The following is an 8,914-nucleotide window of genomic DNA, read 5'->3' on the forward strand; positions in this document are numbered from 1 at the left end:
CCGCTCAGCCACTCAACTTTCACACCGACTGCTCGAACTGCGCCAACGGCATGTGCCGTGCGAACGACGTGCCAATCGACCCAGCGCCATTGGATGACCGGGATCCCGCTCGCCGCCTCCACCCCTGGCCCGTGCCGGTCCACGTGGCCACGCACGCCGCGCTCGCATCCGCCCATCCGCGATCGGCGATGATGGATCGATGAGCACTCCGCAGCAGCCCGTCGACCACTACGCGAGGTTCCTCGGGATCGAGGTCGCAGGGCACGGCGGCGGCCGGGCCGTCTCGACGGCGACGGTCACCGAGGACCACCTCAACCCGCACGACACCACGCACGGCGCGTTCGTCTTCGCGCTGGTCGGCACGGCCGTCGCGGCGGCTGCGAACGACGACGAGCACACGGGCGTCGCCAGCGCGATCCACATCGACTACCTGCGCCCCACGCGGCTCGGCGACCGTCTGCGGGCCGAGGCGAGCGTCGGCGAGCGGTTGCCGAAGGAGGATCTGTTCGTCATCCGCGTCACGGACGACGAGGACCGGGTGGTGGCCCGCGCGAGCGCCCGGTTCACCCGCCGCGCCCGCGCGCAGTAGCGCCCGTGCCCCGCGCGGTAGCGTCCCCGCGGCGCCCGCGACAGCGACCTCACCGTTCCGCCACCCCGGCGGCCCGGGAAGCGGAGTATGGACAGGTATGACGAACAACGTGTACCGAGTCATCGAAGTCGTCGGCACCTCCACCGAGGGGTACGACGCGGCCATCGCCAACGCGGTCGACCGTGCCGCGCAGACCATGCGGAACCTGGAGTGGTTCGAGGTGGTCTCCACCCGCGGGCACATCGAGAACGGCGCCGTCGCGCATACCCAGGTGACGCTCAAGATCGGCTTCCGGATGGACGGCTGAGACCGAGCGCGAAGGGTCAGCGCGCGAGGAACTCCGCGCGCCGGACGAGGCCGTCGACGTTGCCGTCGAAGCCGCGGCGCAGGTCCGCGCCGAGGAGGGCCCCGACGACGGGCGCGAGCGGGCCGTCGAGCTGGAAGTGCGAGGTGTAGCGCGACCGCCCGTCCCCGAGGTCGACGATGCCCTGCTCGCGGATGCTGCGCAGCAGGCCGGCGGGGGCCGGCTTCATGGCGTAGGCGAAGCCGCGCCCCTCGTCCACGGAGACGATGTACTCCTTCTGCGTCATCACCCTCGGCGGGCGCAGCTTCACCCGCATGACGATGGGGGCGCCAGGGCGCAGATCGCAGCGCACCTCGACCGCGAACGGGTTCCACTGCGGATAGGCGTCGAAGTCGGTGAGCGCCTGCCAGACGAGTGCGGGTGGCGCGGCGATCTCGCGGCGGTGGTCGATGGTGAAGGCCATGCCACCACGGTAGAACACGTTCCACGACATACGAGACGCATCACACACTAATGAGCTGGCGGAATATCTTCGTCGACGTTACAGTTGCACCCTGCACGTTATTGCTTAGATCTTTGAAAGAGGTCCGATGTCCGAGACCATGGCGGAGACGCCACCCCCGTCCGCAGCGCCCATGACCCACCGGGAGATCCTCGAGGTCATGGCGGGCCTGCTCGCCGCCCTGTTCACCGCACTGCTCAGCACCACCGTCGTGTCGACCGCGCTCCCGCGGATCATCGCCGATCTCGGCGCCTCCACCACGGCTTTCTCGTGGGTGATCACCACGGCGCTCCTGGCCAACGCGGCCTCCACGCCCATCTGGGGCAAGCTCGCCGACCTGTTCAACAAGAAGGTCCTGGTCCAGTCCGCGATCGTCATCTTCGTGGTCGGCTCGGTGCTCGCGGGCGCGACGCCGAACATCGAGATCCTGATGGTCGCGCGCGTCATCCAGGGCATCGGCATGGGCGGCCTGACGGCGCTCGTGGTCGCCATCATCGGCAGCATCATCCCGCCCCGCGAGCGCGGCCGCTACTCCGGCTACATGGGCGCGGTCATGGCCGTCTCGATGGCCGGCGGCCCGATCCTGGGCGGCGTCATCACGGACCACATCGGCTGGCGCTGGTGCTTCTACGTCAGCGTGCCGCTGGCCGTCGCCGCGCTGGTGCTGATCCAGCGGACCCTGCACCTGCCGTCGAACCGTCAGGACGACGTCTCCATCGACTGGCTCGGCGCGATGCTGCTGACCGCGGGCGTCTCCGTGCTGCTCATCTGGGTCTCGTTCGCCGGCAAGAACTACGGCTGGGTCTCCACCTCGACGGCCGCCTACCTGGCCGCCGGCATCGCCCTGCTCGTCGCGACCGTGCTCGTGGAGCAGCGTGCCAAGGATCCGATCATCCCGCTGACGATCATCGCCGAGCGCACCACCGCGCTGGCGATCATCGCCTCGATCGCCGTCGGCGTCGGCATGTTCGGCGCCATGTCCTTCCTGGGCCTGTACTTCCAGAACTCGCGCGGCTACAGCCCAACGATGGCCGGCGTCCTCACCATTCCGATGGTGCTGGGCATGCTGTTCTCCTCCGTCGTCTCCGGCCAGTTGATCACCCGGTCCGGCAAGTGGAAGCAGTTCGTGGTGGGCGGCGCGATCGTCATGGTCGCCGGGTTCGCCCTGCTCAGCACGATCGACCACCTGACCCCGATCTGGCAGGTGCAGCTGTACATCGCGATCATGGGCCTCGGCGTCGGCGCCCTGATGCAGAACCTGGTGCTGGCCGTGCAGAACACGGTCAGCGTGCAGAACATCGGCGCGGCGTCGAGTTCGGTCGCCTTCTTCCGGACCTTCGGCGGTGCGATCGGCGTGTCCGCGCTGGGCGCGGTCCTCACCGCCCGGGTCACGGACCTGGTCAAGGCGGGCGCGATCGAGCACCGCGTGCTCCCCGATCCGCACAACCCCGCGTTCCAGGCGATCACCAACGCCGCGTTCGGCGACGCCACGGGCCGGATCTTCCTGGTCGCGACCGCGTGCGCGATCGTCACGCTCGCCGCCGTCGCGCTGCTGCCGAACAAGCCGCTGCGCACGACGCTGGACATGGAAGCCACCCCGGCGGGCGTCGATACGGATGCCGAGAAGGAGCCCGCAAAGGCCGGTAAGACCCACTAGGGTTGTTACTGGAGTTTCCCTTGTGACGAGGGAGGCGGCATAATCGCGGGTATGACGCGAAAGTCCGCCTCCCTCGTCCTTCCTCTTCTCGCGGGTGCCGCTGTCCTCACGGCCGGCTGCGCGGCGTCCGCGGGCGCCGACCCCAGCTCCTCGCCCAGCGCCTCCGGCACGCCGAAGCCGTCCGCCGCACCGTCGAAGGCCGCCCTCGTGGGCGCGCAGTGGCGCCTGAAGACCGACCCCCAGGCCTGGTTCCGGGTGCAGGGCTCGAACATCACGGGCAACGACTCGTGCAACAACCTGATCGGCACGGCGTCCTCGCTGACCACCGCGGACCGGGTCGACTTCGGCGCCGGCCTGGCGGCCACGATGATGTACTGCCCGGACCCGAAGGGCACGCAGACCGCGATCAGCGAGGCCCTCAAGGGCGAGCGCATCTGGTCGCGCAACGGCACCGAGCTGGTACTCACCGATCCCGAGAACAACCGGGTGTGGACCTTCGTCCTGACCCCGGTGAGCCCCTCGTCCGCGCCCGCGGCACCGTCGACGGTGCCCTCCGCGGCGGCCACGTCGTCCGGGGCGGCTCCGGCACCGTCGGCCGTCGGCGCCCCGGCGCGCTGATCAGCGCCTGATCGCCTGCGTCTCGCCGTCCGGGACCGGAACGGGCTCGAGGATCTCGCCGCGCGCCTCGGGGGCGGCGGCGCGCAGCGCGTCCGCGGTCTCGTCGTCCGGCATGCTCTGCGACTCGATCTCGGCGGCCACCCGCGCGCCGTAGTTCTCGAGTTCCGCGGCGACCTCCTCCGCCGACCAGCCGAGCACCGGCGCGATGATCTCCGCGACCTCGGCGGCCGCCTCCAGGCCGCGGTCGGGGTACTCGATGGAGATGCGGGTGCGCCGCGCCAGCACGTCCTCCAGGTGCAGCGCGCCCTCCGCCTTCGCGGCGTACAGCGCCTCCACCCGCAGGTACTGCGGCGCGCCGGCCAGCGGCTCGAGCAGCCCGCGGTCGTTCTCCGCGAGCGCGAGGACGTCGCCGATGAGCGAGCCGTACCGGTTGAGCAGGTGCGTCACGCGGTGCGGATGCACGTCGTACTCGCGGGCGATCGACGTGGTCTGGTTGGTGAGCGCGTAGTAGCCGTCGGCACCCAGTAGCGGCACCTTCTCGGTGCACGACGCGGGGATCTTGTGCGGCAGGTACGCCTCGGCGGCGTCCACGGCGTCCGAGGCCATCACGCGATAGGTGGTGTACTTGCCGCCCGCGATGGTGACCAGGCCCGGTGCGATCGCGGCGACGGCGTGCTCGCGCGAGAGCTTGCTGGTCTCGTCGGACTCTCCGGCCAGCAGGGGTCGCAGACCCGCGTACACCCCGGTGATGTCGTCCCGGGTGAGCTCGGTGATGAGCACCTTGTTGACGTGGTCGAGAATGTAGTCGATGTCGGTCGCGGTGGCCGCGGGGTGCGCGAGATCCAGGTTCCAGTCGGTGTCGGTGGTGCCGATGATCCAGTGGATGCCCCACGGGATCACGAACAGCACGCTCTTCTCCGTACGCAGGATCAGCGCGACATCGCTGACGATCCGATCGCGGGGCACGAGGATGTGCACGCCCTTGGACGCGCGCACCCGGAACCGTCCCTTCTGGTGCGAGAGCGCCTGCAGCTCGTCGGTCCACACGCCGGTGGCGTTGATGACGACCGTGGAGCGGATCTCCGTCGTCGCGCCCGTCTCGCTGTCGCGCACCACTACGCCCGAGACCCGGTCGGCCTCGCGGAGGAAGTCCACGACCTGCGTCGACGTGCGGACGACGGCGCCGTAGTGCGCGGCGGTGCGGGCCACCGTCATCGTGTGCCGGGCGTCGTCGACGACCGTGTCGAAGTACCGGATGCCGCCGACGAGGGCGCCGCGCTTGAGGCCCGGCGCCAGGCGCAGCGCCCCGGCGCGGGTGAGGTGCTTCTGCGCGGGCACCGTCTTCGCCCCGCCCATGGTGTCGTACAGGAAGAAGCCGGCGGCCATGTACGGCCGCTCGACGAGACGCTTGGTGAGCGGGAACAGGAACGGCAGCGGCTTGACCAGATGCGGCGACAGCGTGGAGAGGGAGAGCTCGCGCTCGTGCAGCGCCTCGCGGACCAGACCGAACTCCAGCTGCTCCAGGTAGCGCAGGCCGCCGTGGAACATCTTCGAGCTGCGCGAGCTGGTGCCCGACGCGAAGTCCCGCGCCTCGACGAGGGCCACCTTGAGGCCGCGGGTCGCGGCGTCCAGCGCCGAGCCCGCCCCGACGATGCCGCCACCGATCACGACGACGTCGAACTCCTCGGAGCCGAGCAGGTCCCACGCGCGGGCCCGGTACTCCGGCGAGAGCAGCGACGCGGTGGCCGCGACGCCTGCGAAGGCCGACCCGGAAGTACCCGGTGTCGTGGCTGTTTCAGGGTTGGCAGCATTCATCAGTGATCACCATGTCAGTATTCGGTCGTGGCTCTTTCCTCGCGCGACCCGCAGTTCGTCGCCGCCATCGATCAGGGCACCAGCTCGACGCGGTGCATCATCTTCGACCGGCGCGGAACCATCGTGGCTTCCGAACAACGGGAACACGACCAGATCTTCCCACGCGGTGGCTGGGTGGAGCATGACGCCACGCAGATATGGCTGAACACGCGTCTCGTGTGTGCGGAGGCGCTCGCCGCGTCCGACCTGACCGCCGCGGACATCGCCGCGGTCGGCATCACCAATCAGCGCGAGACGGTGGTGGTGTGGGACCGGGCCACCGGCGAGCCGATCCACAACGCCATCGTCTGGCAGGACACCCGGACGGACGCGCTGTGCGAGGAGCTCGCCGCCGTCGGGCTCGACGAGCCGGACCGCGACCGGTTCCGGGCCTCGTGCGGGCTGCCGCTGTCCACGTACTTCTCCGGGCCCAAGATCGCCTGGATCCTCGACCACGTCGACGGTGCCCGCGAGCGCGCCGAGCGGGGCGAGCTGTGCGCGGGGACGGTCGACTCCTGGCTGGTGTGGAACCTGACCACCGACGACGACTTCCGCTCGAACACGGGCGATGTGGACTCGCCGGCGAGGCGCCCCCTGCACGTCACGGACATCACCAACGCCTCGCGGACCATGCTGATGAACCTCGCGGACGGCACCTGGGATCCGGCGACCTGCGCGGCGATGGGCATCCCCATGTCCATGCTGCCCGAGATCCGTTCCAGCGCCGAGGTCTACGGCACCGTCCGCGAACGCGGCGTCTTCGGCGGCGTGCCCATCGCCGGTATCCTCGGCGACCAGCAGGCCGCGATGTTCGGCCAGGCGGCGCTCGATCCGGGCACCGCGAAGAACACCTACGGCACGGGCAACTTCCTCCTGATCAACACCGGCGAACGGCCCGTCTTCAGCGAGCACGGGCTGCTCACGACGGTCTGCTACAAGCTGGGCGACGAGCCCACTGTCTACGCGCTCGAGGGATCCGTCGCGGTGAGCGGCTCACTGGTGCAGTGGCTGCGCGACAATCTCGGCATCATCTCCTCGGCCCCCGAGATCGAGGGGCTCGCCACCGGCGTCCCCGACAACGGCGGGGTCTACGTCGTGCCCGCCTTCTCCGGCCTGTTCGCGCCGCGCTGGCGACCGGACGCCCGTGGCGTCATCGTCGGACTGACGCGCTTCTCCGACAAGCGGCACATCGCGCGGGCGGCACTCGAGGCCACGGCCTACCAGTCGCGCGAGGTGATCGATGCCATGAACCGCGACAGTGGAATCCCGCTCACCGAGCTGCGCGTCGACGGCGGCATGGTCGTCAACGACACGCTGATGCAGTTCCAGGCGGACATCCTCGACGTCCCGGTGATCCGGCCGCAGGTCATCGAGACGACGGCGCTCGGCGCCGCCTACGCCGCGGGCTACGCCACCGGCGTCTGGACGCTCGAGGAGATCCGCACCAACTGGGCGGAGGATCAGCGCTGGTTGCCGACGATGCCCGCACAGGAGCGCGAGTACCTCTTCGGCGAGTGGAACCGCGCCGTCGAGCGAACCCTGGACTGGGCCTGACCCCGGCCTCCCACCCCCGCGCCCCCCTAGCGGGCCTCCCACCCCCGCGCGCCCCCTAGCGGGGCGACCATCTCCCCAGGTCCGTGGACGTAGGGAATGCACGACACGCGGAGGCTGTGCACCGCCCGCTAGGGAGACGCCACCTGGCGCGCACGATTGCGTCTCACATATCGAGACTATATTCTCGACAATTGAGACCACGGATGCGAGAGTGCTCACATGTCCGAAGAACGAGGCTCCCTGTCCGTCCGCGCCGTGCGCGGCTCTGCGATCCGTGATCTGCTCGCGGTCACCGAGCAGCCCGGCGTCCTCTCGCTCGCCGGCGGCCTCCCCTCCTCGGAACTCCTCCCCGCCGACCGCGTGGCGCGCGCCGCGGAGGCGGCGTTGCGGTCACCGTCGACGTTGCAGTACGGCCTGACGACGGGCGCGCCGGCGCTGCGGGACGTGGTGCACGCCCGCGAGTCCGCGAAACTCGGGCGCGATGCGGGCGCCGTCGTCGTGACGCACGGCTCGCAGCAGGCGCTCGCGCTCCTCGCGCAGGCCCTGCTGGATCCCGGCGACACGGTGATCGTCGAGGATCCCGGGTACATCGGCGCGCTCCAGGCCTTCGACACCACCCGCGCGCGGCTCGTGGGCGTCCCGATGGACGCGGACGGGATGCGCGTCGACGAACTGCGGCCGATCCTCGAGCGCGAGCGCGTCCGGATCGTGCACACGGTCTCGAACTTCCACAACCCCGGCGGCGCGACGCTCGCCGAGGACCGACGGCGCGAATTGGCGAGTCTTGCCGACGAATTCGGCTTCTGGATCATCGAAGACGATCCGTACGGAGAGTTGCGGCTCGCAGGTTCGACGGTGCCGCCCCTCGCCTCCTTCTCCGACCGGGTGCTGCGCCTGTCGAGCGCGTCGAAGATCGTCGCGCCCTCGCTGCGCGTGGGGTGGATGCACGGCGATCCGACGGTGCTCGCCCTGGTCGAACGGCTCAAACAGGGTGCCGACCTGTGCGGTTCGAGCCTGACGCAGTCGATCGCGGCGGAGCTGCTTGCGGATACGGCATGGCTGGACGGGCACGTCGGGCGGATCCGCGCCGTGTACAGCGAGCGCGCCCTCGCGCTGCACGCCGCCCTCGTCGACGCCTTCGGCGACCGGTTGAAGGTCACGACTCCGGAGGGCGGAATGTTCCTCTGGGGCGAATTCGTCGACGGGACTTCAGCATCCGCGCGACTCACCAGGGCGGTGGAGGCCGGCGTCGCCTACGTTCCGGGGTCCGCCTTCGCCGTGGGTCGCGACCTCGACCACGCGCTGCGGTTGTGCTTCACCACGACATCGCCGGACGACCTCCGCGAGGCCGTCCGGCGATTGTCGACGGTGCTGTGATCAAGCGCTAGGCGCCGAGTCGGTCACGCGACCTTACGGTCACGCGCCGTAGCGGGGGAAGGCGGTGTCGCCGGCGTACCGCGCCGCATCCCCCAACTCCTCCTCGATCCGCAGCAACTGGTTGTACTTCGCCACCCGCTCCGACCGCGCCGGCGCACCGGTCTTGATCTGACCGGAACCCACCGCCACCGCCAGATCGGCGATGGTGGTGTCCTCCGTCTCCCCGGAGCGGTGACTCATCATCGTCTTGTACCCATTGTTATGGGCCAGGGCCACCGCGTCGAGAGTCTCGGTCAGCGTGCCGATCTGGTTGACCTTCACCAACAACGCATTGGCGGCGCCACGGGCGATACCGTCCTCCAAGCGCTCCGGGTTGGTCACGAACAGGTCATCACCGACCAACTGCACCTTGTCCCCGACAGCGTCGGTCAGATCAACCCACCCCTGCCAATCATCCTC

General features: G+C 69.9%; 8 protein-coding genes and 1 pseudogene. 6 read left to right on the plus strand and 3 right to left on the minus strand.

Annotated elements, in window-relative coordinates; translation table 11 throughout:
- Positions 1–199: 199 nt before the first annotated feature.
- Both AC21LY_RS15975 and AC21LY_RS15980 read left to right on the plus strand, forming a co-directional pair.
- Positions 200–589 (plus strand): PaaI family thioesterase, encoded by a 390-nt coding sequence (locus AC21LY_RS15975; protein ID WP_489047507.1) that lies wholly within the window; start codon positions 200–202, stop codon positions 587–589.
- A gap of 97 nt (positions 590–686) precedes the next feature.
- Positions 687–896, plus strand: coding sequence for a dodecin (locus AC21LY_RS15980; protein ID WP_489047508.1), 210 nt, complete (start codon positions 687–689; stop codon positions 894–896).
- A 16-nt stretch (positions 897–912) separates the two neighbouring features.
- Here the strand turns inward: AC21LY_RS15980 and AC21LY_RS15985 are convergent, their stop codons facing one another.
- Positions 913–1,356, minus strand: coding sequence for an SRPBCC domain-containing protein (locus tag AC21LY_RS15985; protein ID WP_489047510.1), 444 nt, complete (start codon positions 1,354–1,356; stop codon positions 913–915).
- A gap of 172 nt (positions 1,357–1,528) precedes the next feature.
- Here AC21LY_RS15985 and AC21LY_RS15990 point away from each other — a divergent pair, with 172 nt between their 5' ends.
- Together AC21LY_RS15990 and AC21LY_RS15995 are read left to right on the plus strand one after the other, a co-directional pair.
- Complete coding sequence (locus AC21LY_RS15990) at positions 1,529–3,052, plus strand: MDR family MFS transporter (protein WP_489047546.1); 1,524 nt, start codon at positions 1,529–1,531, stop codon at positions 3,050–3,052.
- Positions 3,053–3,103: 51 nt separating this feature from the next.
- Positions 3,104–3,670 (plus strand): META domain-containing protein, encoded by a 567-nt coding sequence (locus AC21LY_RS15995; protein ID WP_489047511.1) that lies wholly within the window; start codon positions 3,104–3,106, stop codon positions 3,668–3,670.
- On the opposite strand, the gene AC21LY_RS16000 is transcribed toward AC21LY_RS15995, so the two are convergent.
- Positions 3,671–5,485: a glycerol-3-phosphate dehydrogenase/oxidase gene (locus AC21LY_RS16000; RefSeq protein WP_489047513.1), complete on the minus strand. Its 1,815-nt coding sequence runs from the start codon at positions 5,483–5,485 to the stop codon at positions 3,671–3,673.
- A 27-nt stretch (positions 5,486–5,512) separates the two neighbouring features.
- Between AC21LY_RS16000 and glpK the strand changes: the two genes are divergently transcribed.
- Positions 5,513–7,078 carry a glycerol kinase GlpK gene (glpK, locus tag AC21LY_RS16005; protein WP_489047514.1) on the plus strand — a complete coding sequence of 522 codons (1,566 nt, stop codon included), beginning with the start codon at positions 5,513–5,515 and terminating at the stop codon, positions 7,076–7,078.
- A gap of 219 nt (positions 7,079–7,297) precedes the next feature.
- Complete coding sequence (locus tag AC21LY_RS16010) at positions 7,298–8,455, plus strand: aminotransferase-like domain-containing protein (protein WP_489047516.1); 1,158 nt, start codon at positions 7,298–7,300, stop codon at positions 8,453–8,455.
- A gap of 39 nt (positions 8,456–8,494) precedes the next feature.
- On the opposite strand, the pseudogene eno reads toward AC21LY_RS16010, so the two are convergent.
- A pseudogene (gene eno / locus AC21LY_RS16015) lies at positions 8,495–8,914 on the minus strand (phosphopyruvate hydratase); the annotation flags it as partial.

This window comes from Tsukamurella sp. II2bb, assembly GCF_057815145.1.

What these genes read in the sequence shown, in the direction of transcription:
- AC21LY_RS16010 (WP_489047516.1), top strand. Translation starts at nt 7,298, where the DNA reads ATGTCCGAAGAACGAGGCTCCCTGTCCGTCCGCGCCGTGCGCGGCTCT.
- AC21LY_RS15990 (WP_489047546.1), top strand. Translation starts at nt 1,529, where the DNA reads ATGACCCACCGGGAGATCCTCGAGGTCATGGCGGGCCTGCTCGCCGCC.
- AC21LY_RS15975 (WP_489047507.1), top strand. Translation starts at nt 200, where the DNA reads ATGAGCACTCCGCAGCAGCCCGTCGACCACTACGCGAGGTTCCTCGGG.
- AC21LY_RS16000 (WP_489047513.1), bottom strand. Translation starts at nt 5,485, where the DNA reads ATGAATGCTGCCAACCCTGAAACAGCCACGACACCGGGTACTTCCGGG.
- AC21LY_RS15985 (WP_489047510.1), bottom strand. Translation starts at nt 1,356, where the DNA reads ATGGCCTTCACCATCGACCACCGCCGCGAGATCGCCGCGCCACCCGCA.
- AC21LY_RS15980 (WP_489047508.1), top strand. Translation starts at nt 687, where the DNA reads ATGACGAACAACGTGTACCGAGTCATCGAAGTCGTCGGCACCTCCACC.
- AC21LY_RS15995 (WP_489047511.1), top strand. Translation starts at nt 3,104, where the DNA reads ATGACGCGAAAGTCCGCCTCCCTCGTCCTTCCTCTTCTCGCGGGTGCC.